Genomic DNA, 17,330 nt, shown 5'->3' with positions numbered 1-17,330 from the left:
CACTTCGCTCCTGCTTCGTGCTCATCCCTCCAGCCTACCTCGCCATGTGGCCGGATATCCCCCTGCTAGCATGGTCCTTCATCCCCACAAGGCCCCCCATGCTGGAACGTGTCCTTCGCACGAAAACCCTGGAGCAGCTCCGCGCCAGCGCCGATGAGCCGGAACACCAGCTCAAGAAGAACCTGGGGGCCTTCGACCTCACCATGTTCGGCATCGGCGCCATCATCGGGGCGGGCATCTTCTCCAGCATCGGCACCGCCGCCGCCGGCAACATGGCCGACGGCCGCCTCCCGGCGGGACCGGGCCTGGTCCTCAGCATCCTCATCGTGGCGGTCATCTGCGGCTTCACCGCCCTGGCCTACGCCGAGATGGCCTCCATGATCCCCGTGTCCGGCAGCGCCTACACCTACGCCTACGCCACGCTCGGCGAGCTGATGGCCTGGATCATCGGCTGGGACCTGCTGCTGGAATACGCCATCTCCAACGTGGCGGTGGCCATCTCCTGGGGCGACTACGCCCGCAGCTTCCTGTCCACGGTGCTGCACGTGGACATCCCCGGCTGGCTGGGCATGGACCCCCGCAGCGCCCTCAAGCTGGCCCAGGGCGTGCCGGCCATGGACCTCGGCGCCAAGCTCCAGGCCCTGGCCCAGGCCAAGGCCGGGCTCATCAGCGGCGGCGCCACCTTCGCCAACTGGGACGTGCTGAAGGCCGCGCCCACGGTGGGGGGCTTTCCCATCACCATCAACTTCCTGGCGGTGATCATCACCGCGGTCATCACCTGGCTCTGCTACATCGGCATCAAGGAGAGCGCGCGGGTGAACGGCGTCATGGTGGTGGTCAAGGTGATCATTCTGCTGGCCGTGGTGGGGCTCGGCATCAAGTTCATCAGCCCCGACAACTGGCATCCCTTCGTGCCCCACGGGTTCCGGGGCATCCAGGCCGGCGCCGCCATCATCTTCTTCGCCTTCATCGGCTTCGACGCCGTGAGCACCACCGCCGAGGAGTGCCGCGATCCCGGCCGCGACCTGCCCCGGGGCATCCTCGGCTCCCTGATCATCTGCACCGTCATCTACGCCGCCGTGGCCCTGGTGGTGACGGGCATGCTTCACTACACAAGGCTGGGCGGCATCGCGGATCCCCTGGCCTACATCTTCACCCAACACAGGATGGGTGGCATCGCCGCCGTCATCAGCTTCGGCGCCGTCATCGCCACCACCGCGGCCCTCCTCGTCTACCAGGTGGGTCAGCCCCGCATCTTCCTGAGCATGAGCCGCGACGGCCTCCTGGGCTCCTGGTTCGGGAAGGTCCATCCCCGGTTCAAGACGCCCTCCACGGCCACGGTGCTGACGGGCTTTCTGGTGGCGATCCCCGCGGCCCTGCTCAACATCGACGAGGTGGTGGAGCTGGCCAACATCGGAACCCTCTTCGCCTTCGTCATCGTCTGCGCCGCCGTGCTGATCCTGCGGAAGCGCCGGCCCGAGGCCCCCAGGAAGTTCGTCATGCCCTTCGCCTGGATCGTGGCGCCCCTGGGCATCCTCGGCTGCTTCTGGATCGCCAGGGGTCTGCCCGCCCTCACCTGGTACCGCTTCTTCGGCTGGCTGGGCATTGGGCTGGTGATCTACTTCTTCTTCGGCTCGCGGAACAGCCGCCTGGAGACGCCAGCTGCGCGATGATGGATCCGGAGCTGTCCCCATGTTCACCGGTCTGATCCGCCACCTCGGCACCCTCGACTCCCGGTCCTCCCGGCCCGGCGGGGCGCGCCTGCGCATCGCGGCCCCGACGGACCTGCTGGCCCGGGCGGAGCTGGGCGCCAGCATCGCCGTGAACGGCGCCTGCCTCACCAGCGTGGCCGTGGATGGGCGCGCCTGGGAGGCGGACCTCAGCGAGGAGACGCTCCAGAAGACCACCCTGGGCCGCCTGCCCCTGGGCGCGACCCTGCACCTGGAGCCGGCCCTGCGGGTGGGCGATCCCCTGGACGGCCACCTGGTCTCGGGCCACGTGGACGCCGTGGGCCGGCTGCTGGAGCGGCCCCGCGCCAAAGGCGGCATCGACGAGGGCATCTGGCGTTTCGCCATGCCCCCGGAGCTGGCGTCCATGACCGCCGCCAAGGGCTCCATCGCCGTGGACGGCATCTCGCTCACGGTGGTGGACTGCGGCACGGACTGGTTCACTGTGGCCCTCATCCCCGAGACCGTCACCCGCACCGCGCTGGACGCCATGCGTCCCGGCGACCCCGTGAACCTCGAAGCCGACCCCATCGGCCGCTTCGTGGCCCGCGCCCTGGCCCTCCGCGGCAGCGAGGAGAGGCTGGCGCGCTTCGCCCAGGGCGGGTGGAACGTATAGGAAAACGCTGGTCACGGAAGGCACGGAAACCAGCCGGAAGACACGGAATGAAAACAAGATCCGGATCTGTGTCGCTGTGGCTTGTTCCGTGTCTTCCGTGATCCTCTGTGTCTTCCGTGACCAGCTGTTTTTTCGCTACTCCCGCGCGCCCTTGCGGATGCGGTCCATCTCGCGCTTCTGTTCGCGCTGCTTCAGGGCCTCGCGCTTGTCGCCCACGGCCTTGCCCTCGGCCAGGGCCACCTTGACCTTGATCGTTCCCTTTTCATTCAGGTAGATGGCCAGGGGGATGATGGTGAGGCCCTTGCGGACGACCTTCGCGGTCATCTTGGTGATCTCCGCCTTGTGCAGCAGCAGCTTGCGGGGGCGCAGGGGATCGTGGTTGGCGTAGGTGCCGAACTCGTAGGGGGAGATGTGGGCCTGCTTCAGCCACAGTTCCCCGGCCACGGCGTCCACGTAGGCGTCCTGCAGCTGCCCCAGGCCCGCCCGCAGGGCCTTCACCTCGGTGCCCTGGAGGGCGATCCCCGCCTCCCAGGTCTCCAGGACGTGGTAGTTGTGCAGGGCTTTGCGGTTGCGGACGAGATCCTCGCTCATGGGACCAGTGTAACTCCCCGTTAGACTTGTCCTTTTGGGACACGCCCATGCTCCAGAAGCTCCTCGCTCCCGTCATCGCCTGGATGGTGGCCCTCATGGCCGCCATGGGGCCCCTGGGCGTCATGCTGCTCATGGCCATCGAGAGCGCCTGCATCCCGCTGCCCAGCGAGGTCATCATGCCCTTCGCGGGCTACCTGGCCTTCCAGGGCAAGCTCACCTTCCTGGGCCTCGGCGCCGGCAGCCCTGTGGCGCAGATCTGGATCGCCGGGATCTTCGGCGCCCTGGGCTGCAACCTGGGCAGCATCCCCGCCTACGAGGTGGGCGCCTGGGGCGGCCGGCGCGCCATCGAGAAGTACGGGAAGTACGTCTGGCTGCACACGGGCCACCTGGACCAGGCCCACCGCTTCTTCGAGCGCTTCGGCTCCGAGGCCATCATCCTCGGCCGCCTGCTGCCCGTGGTGCGCACCTTCATCGCCCTGCCCGCCGGCATCGCCCGCATGAACCGCACCCGCTTCCACCTCTACACCTTCGTGGGCAGCCTGCCCTGGTGCCTGGGTCTGGCCTGGGTGGGCTACAAGCTCGGCGAGAAGTGGAACACCCTGGGCCAGTACTTCCACAAGCTGGATGCTGTCATCGGTGTGCTCATCGTGGCTGGCGTCGCGTGGTTCGTGTACGACCACTTCAAGAACAGGGCCAAAGGCTGAACAGCAGGAACGCGGAAGGCGCGTTTTCTTTCCCTCCGCTTCCCTCGGCTCCTCCGCAAACCTCCGCTTATGGACGCTTTTTCTGGGCCCATCTGCGACCTCTGCGGTTTCAGCTTTTCGGGCTGAGGCTCGCCGATAAGCAGATCCTTTTAATCCTGTCCTCGCATTTTCAGCCCGCGAAGCGCTCCGTGGCCGCCACCAGGGCCCTGGAGATGCCGGGCTCGTAGGCGCTGTGGCCGGCGTCGGGGACGATGACGAGGTCGGCCTCGGGCCAGGCTTTCGACAGGGCCCAGGCGCTCTCGATGGGACAGACCATGTCGTAGCGGCCCTGGACGATGGCGCCGGGGATGCCCTTCAGCCTCGGCGCGTCGCGCAGCAGCTGGGCCTCGTCCATCCAGCCCTTGTTCAGGAAGTACTGGCACTCGATGCGGGCGAAGGCCAGGGTGGTGGCCTCGTCGCCGTAGGAGGCGATGAAGTCGGGGTCGGGAATCAGCTTGCTGGTGGCGCCCTCCCAGATGCTCCAGGCCTTGGCGGCGGGCAGGTTCACGGCCGGGTCCTCGCTGAGCAGGCGCTTGGCGTAGGCCTGCAGGAAGTCCCCGTGCTCGGCCTCGGGGATGGCATCGCGGTAGGGCTCCCAGGCGTCCGGGAAGATGCGGCTGGCACCCTCCTGGTAGAGCCAGTCCACCTCGCGCTGGCGCAGCAGGAAGATGCCCCGGAGGATGAGTTCGGTGACCCGCTCGGGATGGGTTTCCGAGTAGGCCAGGGCCAGGGTGGCGCCCCAGGAGCCGCCGAAGACCATCCAGCGGTCGATGCCCAGCTCGACGCGGATGCGCTCGATGTCGGCCACCAGGTCCCAGGTGGTGTTCTCGCTCACCTCGGCGTAGGGCGTGCTCTGGCCGCAGCCGCGCTGGTCGAAGAGGATGATGCGGTACCTCTCGGGATCGAAGTAGCGCCGGTGCTTGGGGCTGGTGCCGCCGCCGGGGCCGCCGTGGAGGAAGATGACGGGCTTGCCCGCCGGGTTGCCGGTCTCCTCGACGTACAGCTCGTGCAGGTCCGACACCTTCAGGCGCAGCACCCGGGTGGGTTCGACGGGCGGGTAGAGCCAGCTGACGGGATCCTTGCGAAGGGGCATCGGGACTCCTCGGACGTTCAGGAACAAGGAAACCACACTCGCAGAGATCGCGGAGAAGCGGGAGGACCCCAGAGGAAGAACACGGACCTCAGGCGCCCTTCCTCCGCGTTACTCCGCGAGAGTTGTGTCGTTTTGGGGAAGGTCAGACGAAGAACAGGGCCGCGGCCCCCGCGAGGGCCAGCAGCGTGCCCAGGATGGCATGCCAGCCGACCTTCTCCTTGAATCCGACATGGGAGACGGGCAGCAGAATGACGGGCGACAGGGACATGAGCGTGGCGGCCACGCCCATGGGGGCCCGGGCGATGGCCACCAGCGACAGCACCACGCCCAGGACGGGGCCGGTGACCGCACCGAGGCCGATGAAGGCCGCGGCCCGGCCATCGCGGAGGCCGCCCAGCCCGTCGCGCAGCCGGCCCGTGACGATGAAATAGAGCCCCAGGGCGCCCAGGCCCGCGGTGACCCGGATGAGGTTGGCGGAGATGGGCGGGAAGCCGCCTGACAGGCCCTTCATGCTGAAGAGGAGGCCCACGGACTGGCCCAGGGCGCCGCCGATACCAAGGGTCACGCCGCGCCAGAGGTGGGGATGGGATTCACGATCACCGCCATCCCACACCACCCAGGCAATGCCGCCCAGGGTGACGGCCATGGCCAGGACCTTCGAGAGGCTCAGGCTCTGGCCGAGGAACAGCCAGGCCAGCAGGGCGCTGAAGATGGGCGAGAGGGTCATGAGCAGCATGGCCAGCCGGGCGCCGATGACGATGAAGGCCTCGAAGAGCACTGCGTCGCCCACAGCGAAACCGATGAGGCCCGAGATGGCCAGCCAGCCGAGGCGTGCCGTCCCCGCCTGCCAGGGGAAGGTTTGGCCGTAGAGCGCGAGGTGCAGCAGGATCAGCAGGACCCAGGCCATGAGCAGCCGCACCAGGTTCACACTGGCGGACCCCACCCGCCGGCCCGCGACGGTGAAGCAGACGGAATTGAGGGCCCAGCACGCGGAGGTCAGCAGGGCGGCGCTTTCGCCGAGGTACGTCATACGAACATCTGCAGAATTCCGTTGCTCATGAGCATGCCGCGGGGGCTGAGGCGCACCCGGTCGCCTTCCCAGAGCGTGAGGCCTTCCTTCGCGAGGGCCCGGAGCCGTGTCTCCCACCCATCCGTCAGAGGCCGCAGGTTCAGGTGCTCCGCCTGCCGGCGCAGCGCCCCCCAGTCCACGCCGCGGTGCAGGCGCAGGCCCAGCAGGGGGATCTCAGCCAGGGCTTCGGCCGCGTCCAGCTCCTGGAAGTCGACCTCGCCACGGCCTTCGGCCCAGGCGGGGATGACGGAGGTCTCTGTCCACCGGAAGGCCCCCATCTGGGAGGCGGCGCTGGGGCCCAGGCCCAGGTAGGGGCGGCGCTCCCAGTAGCGGGTGTTGTGGATGGACTCGCCCCCGGGACGGGCGTAGTTGCTGATCTCGTAGGGCGCGAGGCCCAACGGCGGAAGCTCGGCCTGGAGGGCCTCGAAGACGTCGGCCACCTCGTCCTCGGAGGGCAGGGCCAGCCGGCCAGCGTCGATCTCGGCGCGCAGAGGGCAGGCCTTGTCCAGGTCCAGGAGGTAGACGCTCAGGTGGTCGAGGCCCGTGGCGGCGAGGGTGTGGGCGTCTCCGATCACTTTGGACAGCGACTGTCCAGGAATGCCCACCATGAGGTCGGCGCTGCGGCGGCGGAAACCGGCACGTTCCGCCAGGTCCAGCGCCTCCAGGGCTTGCGTGGCGCCGTGGATACGCCCCAGCCGCGCGAGCAGGGCGTCATCCAGGGCCTGCACGCCCAGGCTCACGCGGTCCCAGCCCAGGTCCCGCGCCTGCCGGAGCCAAGCCAGGTCCACGGTGCCGGGGTTGGCTTCGAAGGTGGCCTCCACCAGGGGCGAGAGGTCGAAGGCCTGGCGAAGGGTGGCCGTGAGCGCCGCCAGCTCTTCCGGAGAGAGCAGGGAGGGGGTGCCTCCGCCCAGGTAGAGCGTGTCCACGGCGGGCCGATCCAGGGCCGCGCCCCAGGCCCGGACCTGGGCCGTCAGGCGCCGGATCGTGGCCGGCTGGAGGTCGCGGTCCCGGGTGGTGGCGAAGGAGCAGTAGGTGCAACGGTCCAGGCAGAAGGGGATGTGCAGGTAGAGCCCGAGCGGCTCCCCGTGCGCGGCGGCCCTGAGTGCCGGCAGCCTCTCCGCCAGGGGGGGCGGAAGGTCAGGGGTCAACCATCACCTGCTTCACGGCCTCCCGCAGGGTCCGGACCTCTTTCGGGAACCGCCAGGGAGCCTGGGTGGGCTCCGCGGTCCGTTCCAGGGCCTGGTACCGCTGCTGAAGGAAGGCATGGCGTTCGGGCCGGGGGATCCGCCCGCCCATGTGGAGCTCGAGCAGCTCGAGGTTCTGCTGGAGGCGGGCCGCCTGGGGATGATAGAGGAAGACGTTCAGGAGCAGGTGGCCGAAGGCGAGGCCCAGGATCAGGAACCCGCCCACCACCGGGAGGCGGAGCGTGGTGCCCAGCCCCAGGGCCAGCCACCAGCCCATGAGGACCATGAGCGCCAGCGCCAGGAGTGGCACCAGGGGCATGGCCCACAGGCCATTGCCCCAGAGGCAGTCATGGATGAGGGAGTCGGTGACGGCTTCGAGGGTGCGGCGGTCGTTGGCGGTCCGGGCCCGGAGCAGGTGCTGGTCCAGGGCCTCCCAGGCCTGTTTCTGAGTGGGGGTGAGCGTCACCTGGCGGTAGCCACGAGGGATCAGGTTCTGGGAGCCGGCCTGGGCTTGGTGGGGGCGGCCTGGCTCCACCGCGGGCGGGGGCGGGGGCTCCAGGATCTCCGCGTCGGCCGGCGGCGGCGTGTTGGTGATGTGGGTCTGCCCGCCGGCATCGCGCCAGTAGTAGGTTCGCGAAGGCTGGCCCAGGAGGGCCAAAACGAGCAGTCCCGCGGCGGCGATCACCCGAAGGCCTCAGAACTGGGCATCGAGGGCCTCGCACCAGAAGTGGTAGATCATCTGGTGGATCTCCTGGATGCGCGCCGTCACGGTGGAGGGCACCACGAGGGCGTCGTCCATCAGGCCCGCCAGCTTGCCGCCGTCGCGGCCCAGCAGGCCCAGGGTGCGCACGCCCAGCTCCCTCGCGGAGGCCACGGCCCGGATGACATTGGGGCTGTTGCCGCTGGTGCTGATGCCGATGAGCAGGTCGCCGGGCCGGCCCAGGGCCTCCACTTGCCGCGAGAAGACCTGATCGAAGCCGTAGTCGTTGCCGATGGCCGTGAGGGCCGAGGTGTCCGTGGTGAGGGCGATGCCCGCGAGGGCGCGCCGCTCCTTGAGGTAGCGCCCGCTCAGCTCCGCGGCCAGGTGCTGGGCGTCCGCGGCGCTGCCCCCGTTGCCGCAGACGAGGATGCGGCCACCCCGGCGCAGGCGCTCGGCCATGTCGTCAGCCTGGGCGAGGAGGTGGTCCATTTCCCGGGCGAAAAAGGCCTGCTTGAGCTGGACGGACTCCTGGACGTGCTGAAGGAGGATCTGCTTCATGCCGCCGATTGTGACAGGAATTCCACTCCCAGGATTTCCCAGACACTGGCAGACTGCGGTGAGTCTTGCCCCTTCCGAGCGTGGGTCCCATGGAATGGATTGCCCTCAAACACGCCCTGCTGGCCCACCTCCCGGTGGCGACCGGATTGCTCCTGCCCTGGGCGCTGTTCGCCTCCCAGCGCGCCGGACGGGGCATGCGCCCCTGGTGGACGGTGTGCCGGTACCTGGGCTGGGTCGGCCTGCTGGGCCTGATCGCCGCGCTGGTCAGCGGCCCCGCGCTGGGCCGCCTGTCGGCGCTGATTCCCGCCGGGCGGATCTTCCCCCTGCCGGCCTCGGGTCTGGGAGCGGATGGCCTGCTGTTCCGCCATGCGGTGATCGCCACCGCCGCGGCGCTCCTCTCGGTCCCCGCACTCTGGTCCATGAACCGCCCGCGGAAGGATCACCAGAGCCTGGGCGTCCTCGCGCTGCTGCTGGGCCTCGCCTGGTCCGGCGCCCTCCTGGCGACCGGCTATTCCGGCTATGGCCTGGCCCATCCCGGTCGGCCCGTTGCCCCCGCGCCCGTGAAGGTCGTCCAGGCACCCCCCGCGCCGCCGGTGGATCCCGAGGCCCAGGCTCCCGTGCGGGCCCTGGACTTCGCCTCCCTGGAGGCCATCCACGCGGAGCCCGTCAAGTCTCCCGCCCATGGCGGCCGGTGGATCCGCGCCTGGGCCAATCCCGCCGCCGCCTCCGCCTACCGGGCCGGTCGGACCCTGCCGCCGGGCTCCCTGGTGGTGCTCAGCACTCTGGAAGACCGCTGGGGCCGCCCCGGCACCGAACCCGGCCCCCTCTACGCCCTGGAGATGAAGGGTGAGACGCCGGCGCTCACGTTCTACTGGCCCCAGGTGCCCATCGACCGCCGCCAGGAGACCGGCGGCGAGGCCCGGGCCTACTGGCGGAACCAGAACACCCATCTGGACGCCTGCAAGGCCTGCCACGCCGGGGGCATGGCCGATCCCGCGCAGCGCAGTCGCTGGCGCGTGCCGCGCGCGAAGGCCGTTTCCGGGAATTGAAACGAGCCTAGGCCCGTTCCACGAGGGGAAACAGCCTGGCTTCCTCCAGGTCGATCCGCCTGCGGAGGACCTGGAGCAGGTCCCTGGATGTCTCGATGAAGGCCTCCGGCGCCAGCCGGATGGCTTCTGCGCTGGGCCAGTGGTAGCTGAACTGGCGCAGTCGGGTCTTCAGCTCGCCCAGGCCCGCCTCCAGTCCTCTCGCGGTGGCCTGGATGTCGGCGTCCATGGCCTCCAGCAGCGCCGGATACAGGACGGTGTTCTCCATGGACAGGTGGGCCTTGACCGTGGCGAGGAGGGCCTGTGCGCCGGCCAGGCACAGATCCGGATGGCTTCGCACCAGGGCGGGAGCCAGCCGGGCCTCATGCTCGCGCGCCAGGCGCCGCAGCTCCTGGTGGTGGTGGTGGTAGGGGGCAAGGCTGGCGTCCATGGCAGACCCTCATGCCTTCCGTTATCGGTCCCGCCCGGCCGGACTTGAGTGTTGCCTGGGGGCGTCTGGCATAAAAAAGGCCGGCCCTGGGGCCGGCCTTCCTGGTGCGGGCGACGGGATTCAGTCGACGGTGAACTCGCCGCTGTCGATGATGGTGATCTCCGTGGGGAGGAACTGCACGTCGTAGCCCTTCTCCTTCAGCAGGTGGTAGGCCAGCTCGGCGCGGATGCCCGTGGAGCAGTGGCAGATCACCTTCTGGCCCTTGGGAACTTCGGCGAGGCGGGCCAGGAGCTGGGGTTCGGGAACGGTGACGGCGCCCTTGATGATGCCGTTCTTCGTTTCGTCAGGGTTCCTCACATCCAGGATCACGGCGCCGCGCTCGGCCGGGGCCAGGTTCGCGAGCTTCGTGAAGTCCGCCGCGGCGATGGCGCCGGGGCGGGGCTTGGGTACGAAGGCTGCCCTGGTGGCCAGCGTCCCCGTCTCTACCGGCATCGACGCGGCCTGCCAGCCCTTGAAGCCGCCGGTGAGCACGTTCACGCCCACGTAGCCGGCCTTGACCAGCTCCGAGGCCACGGCCTTCGCCGCGTCGCCGCCGGTCTCATCCACCACCACCACCGGGGGCTTGAGCTTGGCGGCGGGGAAGGTCTTGAGCAGGTCGGCCGTCTTCGCGGGATCCGCGGCCACGGCGCCCTTGATGAAGCCCTTGGATGCTTCGGAGGCGGGACGGGCGTCGAGGACCACCAGGGGCGTCTGCGTGTCGAGGAACGCGGCCTTCATGGAGGCCGGGCTCAGCACGCCGTAGGCCTTCTTCGTCCAGGCGGGCATGCCATCCACGAACACCTTGGCGTTCGTGTAGCCCAGCTTCTTGGCCTTGGCGAGCGACCCGGGGCTCATGTTGCAGGTCTTCCCGCTGCAGTAGAAGATCACCAGCGCGCCCTTGTCGGCCGGCAGCTTGTCCACGTTCTTGTCGAAGGCCGGGAAGGGCAGGTTCACCGCGGTGGGGATGGCGCCCTCCATGAAGCGCGGCGCGGGACGGGAGTCGAAGAGGAAGTAGTGGCCCTTCTCGGGGCCGAGGACCACCAGCTTCTGGAGCTCGTCGAGGGTGATGATCTCGCTGGCGGCCAGCTTGACGGGGGGCTTGGCGAACACCGCCACGGCGGTCTTCACGCCGTCCTTCTCGGTGAACTGGACGCGCACCTCGTGGCCCTTGGCGATGGACTTCAGCGCCGCCTCTGGGTTGGCGGCGGGCTCGGGCGTGACCACCTTCAGGGCGGCCTTGTCGAAGCGCAGCACCTCCGTGCGCTCGTCGATCTTGAGCTGGAAGGAGTTGTTCTTCAGGATCAGGTTGTCGAAGTGGCCGCGAAGGTTGTCGGCGGCTGTCGTGTGGCAGGTGGTGCAGATCTTCGCGGAGGCCGGCTTCGGGGCTGGCGCCTGAGCGGTAGCCAGGGCGCAGGCGGCTGCCAGCGGAAGGATGAGGTGGGGGTGGAATGCCATAGACTCTCCCGTGGTCATGTACGAATGGAGTCTAGGGCCCTTTCCCTGCCGGGCCTGCCGGATTGTGACCACCGTCTACGGACACCCCGGTGGAGGCTTCAGCCCACCTCGCGGGGGAATGAAAAAGCAGACCTGCGGAATCACTCGGCCTGGGCGAACACCTCGCGGGGTTTTCCCGCGCCCCGGTCGGGACCGACGATCCCTTCCTCTTCCATGCGGTCGATCAGCCGGGCCGCCCGGCCGTAGCCGAGGTTCAGCTTGCGCTGCAGCAGGCTGGTGCTGGCCTTCCGCTCGCGCTTCACCACGGCCACGGCACGGTCATAGATGTCGTCGCCGCCGCCCATCTCCGCCTCATCGAAGAGGGCGGTCTCCTCTTCTGTCTCCATGGCGCTGACGAGCGATTGGTTGTAGTCAGGGCGGCCGCGTTCCCGCAGCCATGTGACGAGGCGCAGGGTTTCGTCTTCCGTGAGGAAGGGCGCGTGGATGCGCTTGGGATGGCTGGCGCCGTTGGGGAGGAACAGCGCGTCGCCCGCGCCCAGGAGCTGCTCGCCGCCGCCGGAATCCAGGATGGTGCGGCTGTCGATCTTGGTGCGCACGCGGTAGCTGAGGCGGCTGGGGAGGTTGGCCTTGATGACGCCCGTGACCACGTCCACCGAGGGCCGCTGGGTAGCGAGGATGAGGTGGATGCCCACGGCGCGGGCCTTCTGGGCGATGCGCGCGATGCTGTCCTCCACTTCGCTGCGGGCCACCATCATGAGATCCGCCAGCTCGTCGATGACCACCACCACGTGGGGCATGGGGTCCAGCACCGCAGGCCGGTCGGGCCAGCGCGGGTTGGGCGTGCGTTCGGAGATGTCCATCGAGCCGCCGGCGTCGGCGATCTTCGTGTTGAAGCCCTTCAGGTCGCGCACGCTCAGCAGGGCCAGGCGGCGGTAGCGATCCTCCATCTGGGCCACCACCCACTTCAGCACGCGGCCCGCCTCCTTCATGTCCGTGACGACCGGCGCCCAGAGGTGCGGGATGTCCTCGTAGACGCCCAGCTCCACCATCTTCGGGTCCACGAGGATGAGCTTCACCTCGTCGGGCAGGGCGCGCACGAGGCAGGAGCAGATCATGGCGTTCACGCCCACGCTCTTGCCGCTGCCGGTGCTGCCGCCGATGAGCAGGTGGGGCATCTTGTTGAGGTCTGCCACCACGGGCTTGCCGGCGATGTCCTTGCCGAGCGCCAGCTGGAGCAGGCCCGGCGTGTCGCGGAAGGCGGGACTGTCGATGACCTCGCGGAAGGTGATGATCTCGCGCTTGGGGTTGGGCACCTCGATGCCCACCAGGTTCTTCCCGGGGATGCGGTCCATGCGGACGGCCTCGGCCTGCAGGGCCAGGGCCAGGTCCTCCTCCATGCCCAGGATGCGCGACAGGGGGATGCCGGGATCGGGTTGGAACTCGAAGACGGTGACCACGGGGCCGGGCTGCATGCCGGTGACCGCGCCCTTGATCTTGAATTCGGACAGTTTCTGTCCAATGACCTCCTTGATGGATTCCAGCGCGGCGAGGTCGGCCTTGGCGTGCTGGCCGGGCGGATCGAAGAGCCGGCGAGGAGGCAGGGTCTCGCGGGAGGCCGGGCCCGGCTCCGGCTCGGGCGGAGCGGGCAGGGGGCGCGCCGGAGTGGGTTCCGTGAGGGGCAGCGGGGGCTGGACGATCTCCCGCCCGAAGCGGTCCTTGGCCACCTGGACCTTGGCCACGGTGGGCTTCGGCTTGGGCGGCGGCGGGGCCTCGGCGAGCAGCTTGGCTCGGAAGGGGGCGTCGGCGGGCAGGGGGGGTGTCGGTGCCGAGGTGGGGAGCGGCTGCGCGTCGATCAGGGTCTGGGTGGCGTCGAGGTTGATGGACTGGATGGCCGGGAGCAGGTCCTCGGCGCGGACGAGGGGCTGCTTCCTGCGGGCCTCCGCCGTCTCCAGCTCGGCCTTCAGGAGGGCCTCCCGCTGGGCCTCCAGAGCCTCCTGGCGCTGGGCCAGGGCCAGCAGGGCCGCGCCATCCGCCGCATCCAGGTCCGGCTGGTCCGGATTCCGGCCGCGGAGGAAGGGCCGCTTCACCATGCTGAGGAAACCCTGGAAACCCTTCGCCGGCATGGGCTTCATCCAGGGCCAGGCGGTCTCGCCCAGCCAGCGGTGCAGCAGCCTACCGATGCCGCGCGTCACGGAGGGGGCCAGGACGAGGGCGCAGGTGAGCATCACCAGGACCAGGAAGAGGGGCAGTCCGACGGGGCCCAGGAGGTGGCGCTGGGCGGGCCAGAGGGTGCTTCCCAGCCAGCCGCCCCAGCGGATCTCCACGGTGCCCACGCCATCAAGGCCCGGCCAGGACCGGCTGCCGAAGGCGCCGAGGGCCGTCCAGACCGCCAGGGCCAGGCCCAGCCAAGCCAGGCGACCGGGCCAGCGGTGCTCCTCCCGGGGCCAGGCCTCCCAGAGCAGGTAGGGCGGGACGATCCAGGCTCCCATGCCCATGAGGGTCTGGAGCAGGCCGGCGATGGTGGCCCCGACGGTGCCGCAGAGGTTCTGCACGCCCGCCACGGCGGCGCCCTGGGTGAAGGGGTGCGGGTCCAGCGGATGGAAGCTGGCCAGCGAGAGCAGCAGCACCAGGGCCACGAAGCCCAGTCCCGCCCTCAGCATCCAACGGCCGATCCCCTGCAACGCGCCTCCAAGGTGTCTGGGCTTCAGTGTAGCCCAGGGGCGCGGCGCTCAGCGGGCCTGGGGCGCGGGGGCCGGAGGTTGCAGGAAGGCCAGGCGGAGTTGCGGGTTCCAGGCGGGCTTGCCGAGGTCGTGCAGGAAGGCGCTGGCCGGCACGAAGGCCCAGCCTTCCCGCCGTGCGCGGTCCATGAAGGCCCCCAGCCCCGCGGAGGGCCGGTCCTTCTCGGCCCGCTCCGAGCCCAGGTGCATGAGCACGATGAGGCCGTCGCCATCGCGGTCCAGGCGCTGTCTGAGACGCTGGAGGATGGCGTCCCCGCTGCGGTACAGGCGGCGCTCCTTCGGCGTCGCCCAGTCCAGGGTGTCCGCGCCTTCGCTCCAGCCCACGTGGCGGTAGCCCAGCTCCTCGGCCCAGCGGCGGATCTCGGCGGTCTGCTCGCCATAGGGCGCCCGCCAGTAGGGGTCCATGGGGCGGCCAAGGAGGCGCACCAGGGCCGCATCGGCCTCCAGGAGCTCCTGCTGCACCCGCTCCTTGGTCCACTTGGGATCGCGCTTCATGCCCGGCGCGAAGTGGGGATGGTTCATGGTGTGATTGCCCAGCTCGTGCCCTTCCGCCGCCATGCGCTTCACCAGGGCCGGGAAGTGCTGGATGAAGGCGCCCGTGAGGAAGATGGTGGTGTGCACGCCCCGGGCCTTCAAGGTGTCGAGGATCTCGGTGGCGACCTCGGCATTGGAGCCGCCATCGAAGCTGAGCAGCAGCCGCTTCTGCCCCCCGGGACCGCGGGTGAGGTTGAGCGCCTCGCCCATTCCGGGCCAGGGGCCCGAGCCCGGGGTTGGCGGAGCGGCATGGGGGAGAAGGAACGGGGCGGGACTCGGAAGGAGGGCGGCCTGGGCTGGGGCGGCGGGCGATGCGAGCAAGGCTCTCGGAGTTCGGGCCGGCGGATCGGCATGCGGCCTCTTGGACGGGATCGCGGAAGCGGCGCGGACACTGGGTTTCAGGGGCGGCGCGACCCTGGCCGGCGGGGGCAGTACGAACTCGAAGCGGGCCAGGATCTGGCCGGAAGCGGTGCGCAGCAGGGCGGTCTCGCCCACGGGGGGCCGGAACATCTCCCAGCGCACCGGGCCGGCCTCGGCGAAGCGGGCCTCCCGGATGGAGCGTCCCTCCAGCACCAGTTCCGCGGGGGTGGCCAGCTCGCCCTCCAGGATGGCCAGCCCCCCCACGGGGCGCCACGACCAGTCCTTCCGGGCCGAGGTGGCGGGCTTGGACGGAGGAGCGGGCCGTGCGGCCGCCTCCCGGCCCGCCTGGTGCCCGCAGCCCGTCAAAGCCAGGAACAGGCCCAGACACAGGCACAGGCCCATCCGCCGACTTGGGCCCGGACTTGGCCTGCGGGCGGGTCTCATGACGTGGCGTCTCCCCGGCAGAGCGCCCAGTAGTTGGCCTTTTCCCGGATCCTCACGCTGTGCGGATGCAGGTCCGCCTCGCGCAGATGCTCGAAGGCCCATTCGGCCAGGGCCTCGGCGGTGGGGTTCCGTCCTTCCAGCGGGGAAAGGGTGTTCAGCAGGTGGTAGTCCACGGCTTCCAGCCAGGCATCCAGGGCCTTGGCGAAGGCCGCCTCGTCAGCTTCGGAGACCAGCTCGACTGTGGCCTCGACTTCCCAGTTGTGCCCGTGCCGATCCTCCTGGAATCCAGGAAGGTTGTGGAAATGATCGGCCACGAAGGGGCGTCGGAGCGAGAGGGTGAAAGGCATGGCTGAGTATAGCTATCGGCCATGGGACTGCGGACATGAGGAACGGTGGTCAGGGCTCGGTCATCGGCCCCAGCTCCGCGCGGAGGGCGGCCAGGTAGGCAGTCATGACCGCCTGGCGGGCCGCGGCGCGACGCCGGCCCGCGGCGGTGGTCATGCCAGCAGCCAGCTTGAGGAGCTTCCGCTCGAAGTGATCCAGGCTCCAGGCCTTGTCATCCAGGTCGCGGCCTTCGGCCCAGGGGTCCTCCGGGTGCCAGAGGCCGGCCCCGAAGCTGGCGCCCGTGGCGAAGACCCGGGCGATGCCGATGGCGCCCAGGGCCTCCAGGCGGTCGGCGTCCTGCAGCACGGCGGCCTCCAGGCTGCCGGGGGCCTGGCCCCCGCTCCAGCTGTGGGTGGCCACCGCGTCGGCGATGGCCCCCGCCTTCGTCTCCAACCCCGGCGTCTCTCGGCACCACTGGGGCACCAGGTCCGCGGCCAAGCGGGCGGTGAGGGGCGACTCCGGGTGGTTCTTGGGGCGGTAGACCAGGTCGTGGAGCAGGGCCGCGGCCACGCAGATCTCGGCGTCAGCCCCCTCCTCGGCGGCCAGGGCGCCCGCTACGCGCGCCACCCGCAGGATGTGGCCCAGGTCATGGGCGGCGTCCCGGGGGAAGGGCTCGGCGGCCAGGTGGGCCCGAAGGCGCGCCAGCAGGGGTTCAGACCAGGGGAAGGTGGGGCTCAGCGTCATGATTCCAGCCTAATCGAGCCGCCAGGGGTGGGGATTGTGGCGGAGATCACACAATTCAATATTGAGACTCTTTCTCTTTTATCTAGAATGGAACTCTGAGGTTGGGCATGTATCTCTGCGTCTGCAACGCCATCACGGAAGACCAGGTCGTCTGGGCCGTGCGGGAACGCGGTACGGCGTCGGTGAAGGCGGTCTTCGAGGCCCTGGAGGCCAGGCCGGACTGCGGGCGCTGTCTGGGGGCCATGGCCGAGGCGGTGCTGGCCATCCGGGCCGGGGAGCCGGTGGGGGTGGCCCTGGATCCGCAAGCCACGCCCTGGGGCTGCCGGGGCCGATGCCGACCGGCCTGGGGCGATCCCGGCATCCCGAAGGCTAGCTGAAAGGGTTGTGAAGAACCGGCAAAGGTGGCTATGGTGAGGGCCTTTCCAGGGGAGGCCCCATGCAAGGCGATGCGACCCTCATCCAGCACCTGAACCGGCTCCTCCGCAACGAACTCACGGCCATCAACCAGTACTTCCTCCACGCCCGCATGTGCCGCAACTGGGGCCTGAAGGAACTGGGGGAGCACGAGTACCGGGAATCCATCGACGAGATGAAGCACGCCGACCGTCTCATCGAGCGGATCCTCTTCCTGGAGGGCCTGCCCAGCATGCAGGACCTGCACAAGCTGCGCATCGGCCAGAACCCCAAGGAGGTCCTGGAGGGCGACCTGGCCCTGGAGATGGACGCCATGAAGGATCTGCGCGAGACCATCGCCTATGCGGAAGGCATCCGTGACTACGTGAGCCGCGACCTCGCCCAGGACATCCTGGAGAGCGAGGAGGAACACGTGGACTGGCTGGAGACCCAGCTCGACCTCATCGGGCAGATGGGCCTCCAGAACTTCGTCCAGCGGGCGGCGGGCGGCCTGTCCTGATTGCCGGCCCCTGCCATCGCAG

At 69.6% G+C, this 17,330-nt stretch carries 18 protein-coding genes; 6 read left to right on the top strand and 12 right to left on the bottom strand.

Translation table 11 applies throughout. The features are described from left to right. The first annotated feature begins 98 nt into the window (after nucleotides 1–98). Nucleotides 99–1,673 carry an amino acid permease gene (locus tag MLG87_RS10185; protein ID WP_243295072.1) on the top strand — a complete coding sequence of 525 codons (1,575 nt, stop codon included), beginning with the start codon at nucleotides 99–101 and terminating at the stop codon, nucleotides 1,671–1,673. 19 nt (nucleotides 1,674–1,692) lie between these two features. Further along, nucleotides 1,693–2,343 carry a riboflavin synthase gene (locus tag MLG87_RS10180; RefSeq protein WP_243295071.1) on the top strand — a complete coding sequence of 217 codons (651 nt, stop codon included), beginning with the start codon at nucleotides 1,693–1,695 and terminating at the stop codon, nucleotides 2,341–2,343. A 135-nt stretch (nucleotides 2,344–2,478) separates the two neighbouring features. Here MLG87_RS10180 and smpB read toward each other — a convergent pair whose 3' ends face one another. Further along, nucleotides 2,479–2,934, bottom strand: coding sequence for an SsrA-binding protein SmpB (gene smpB / locus MLG87_RS10175; RefSeq protein ID WP_243295070.1), 456 nt, complete (start codon nucleotides 2,932–2,934; stop codon nucleotides 2,479–2,481). A gap of 47 nt (nucleotides 2,935–2,981) precedes the next feature. Between smpB and MLG87_RS10170 the strand changes: the two genes are divergently transcribed. Then, nucleotides 2,982–3,638: a DedA family protein gene (locus MLG87_RS10170; protein WP_243295069.1), complete on the top strand. Its 657-nt coding sequence runs from the start codon at nucleotides 2,982–2,984 to the stop codon at nucleotides 3,636–3,638. A gap of 169 nt (nucleotides 3,639–3,807) precedes the next feature. On the opposite strand, the gene pip is transcribed toward MLG87_RS10170, so the two are convergent. The 5 genes from pip to gmhA all read right to left on the bottom strand — a co-directional run bounded on the left by pip (nucleotide 3,808) and on the right by gmhA (nucleotide 8,281). Then, nucleotides 3,808–4,770 carry a prolyl aminopeptidase gene (gene pip, locus MLG87_RS10165; RefSeq protein ID WP_243295068.1) on the bottom strand — a complete coding sequence of 321 codons (963 nt, stop codon included), beginning with the start codon at nucleotides 4,768–4,770 and terminating at the stop codon, nucleotides 3,808–3,810. A gap of 142 nt (nucleotides 4,771–4,912) precedes the next feature. Then, on the bottom strand, nucleotides 4,913–5,800 hold the full coding sequence (locus MLG87_RS10160) for a DMT family transporter (RefSeq protein ID WP_243295067.1): 888 nt from the start codon (nucleotides 5,798–5,800) through the stop codon (nucleotides 4,913–4,915). Further along, entirely contained in the window at nucleotides 5,797–6,987 is a 1,191-nt protein-coding gene (hemW, locus tag MLG87_RS10155; RefSeq protein ID WP_243295066.1) for a radical SAM family heme chaperone HemW, read from the bottom strand. The genes MLG87_RS10160 and hemW overlap by 4 nt, the downstream gene beginning before the upstream one ends. Next, nucleotides 6,977–7,708 (bottom strand): DUF4124 domain-containing protein, encoded by a 732-nt coding sequence (locus MLG87_RS10150; protein WP_243295065.1) that lies wholly within the window; start codon nucleotides 7,706–7,708, stop codon nucleotides 6,977–6,979. The genes hemW and MLG87_RS10150 overlap by 11 nt, the downstream gene beginning before the upstream one ends. 9 nt (nucleotides 7,709–7,717) lie before the next feature. Next, entirely contained in the window at nucleotides 7,718–8,281 is a 564-nt protein-coding gene (gene gmhA, locus MLG87_RS10145) for a D-sedoheptulose 7-phosphate isomerase (protein ID WP_243295064.1), read from the bottom strand. Nucleotides 8,282–8,370: 89 nt separating this feature from the next. Between gmhA and MLG87_RS10140 the strand changes: the two genes are divergently transcribed. After that, entirely contained in the window at nucleotides 8,371–9,330 is a 960-nt protein-coding gene (locus MLG87_RS10140) for a hypothetical protein (RefSeq protein ID WP_243295063.1), read from the top strand. A 7-nt stretch (nucleotides 9,331–9,337) separates the two neighbouring features. On the opposite strand, the gene MLG87_RS10135 is transcribed toward MLG87_RS10140, so the two are convergent. The 6 genes from MLG87_RS10135 to MLG87_RS10105 all read right to left on the bottom strand — a co-directional run bounded on the left by MLG87_RS10135 (nucleotide 9,338) and on the right by MLG87_RS10105 (nucleotide 16,395). Beyond that, nucleotides 9,338–9,757, bottom strand: coding sequence for a hemerythrin domain-containing protein (locus MLG87_RS10135; protein WP_243295062.1), 420 nt, complete (start codon nucleotides 9,755–9,757; stop codon nucleotides 9,338–9,340). A gap of 120 nt (nucleotides 9,758–9,877) precedes the next feature. Beyond that, nucleotides 9,878–11,251, bottom strand: coding sequence for a rhodanese-like domain-containing protein (locus MLG87_RS10130; RefSeq protein ID WP_243295061.1), 1,374 nt, complete (start codon nucleotides 11,249–11,251; stop codon nucleotides 9,878–9,880). Between the two features lie 140 nt (nucleotides 11,252–11,391). Further along, nucleotides 11,392–13,932, bottom strand: a complete 2,541-nt coding sequence (locus MLG87_RS10125; RefSeq protein WP_243295060.1) for an FtsK/SpoIIIE family DNA translocase — start codon at nucleotides 13,930–13,932, stop codon at nucleotides 11,392–11,394. 48 nt (nucleotides 13,933–13,980) lie between these two features. Then, nucleotides 13,981–15,285 carry a polysaccharide deacetylase family protein gene (locus MLG87_RS16150; RefSeq protein ID WP_279341230.1) on the bottom strand — a complete coding sequence of 435 codons (1,305 nt, stop codon included), beginning with the start codon at nucleotides 15,283–15,285 and terminating at the stop codon, nucleotides 13,981–13,983. Between the two features lie 38 nt (nucleotides 15,286–15,323). Then, nucleotides 15,324–15,674: a 6-pyruvoyl trahydropterin synthase family protein gene (locus MLG87_RS10110; RefSeq protein WP_243295059.1), complete on the bottom strand. Its 351-nt coding sequence runs from the start codon at nucleotides 15,672–15,674 to the stop codon at nucleotides 15,324–15,326. Between the two features lie 49 nt (nucleotides 15,675–15,723). Next, nucleotides 15,724–16,395 carry an HD domain-containing protein gene (locus MLG87_RS10105; protein ID WP_243295058.1) on the bottom strand — a complete coding sequence of 224 codons (672 nt, stop codon included), beginning with the start codon at nucleotides 16,393–16,395 and terminating at the stop codon, nucleotides 15,724–15,726. Nucleotides 16,396–16,502: 107 nt separating this feature from the next. Here MLG87_RS10105 and MLG87_RS10100 point away from each other — a divergent pair, with 107 nt between their 5' ends. Both MLG87_RS10100 and bfr read left to right on the top strand, forming a co-directional pair. Then, entirely contained in the window at nucleotides 16,503–16,772 is a 270-nt protein-coding gene (locus MLG87_RS10100; protein WP_243295057.1) for a (2Fe-2S)-binding protein, read from the top strand. A gap of 59 nt (nucleotides 16,773–16,831) precedes the next feature. Beyond that, nucleotides 16,832–17,308, top strand: coding sequence for a bacterioferritin (gene bfr, locus MLG87_RS10095; protein ID WP_243287252.1), 477 nt, complete (start codon nucleotides 16,832–16,834; stop codon nucleotides 17,306–17,308). Nucleotides 17,309–17,330: the final 22 nt, after the last annotated feature.

Source organism: Geothrix mesophila (genome assembly GCF_022808835.1).
Lineage (GTDB): Bacteria > Acidobacteriota > Holophagae > Holophagales > Holophagaceae > Geothrix > Geothrix paludis.
The sequence above is the reverse complement of the archived record's forward strand: the minus strand, read 5'-3'. Positions and strand labels throughout refer to the sequence as shown.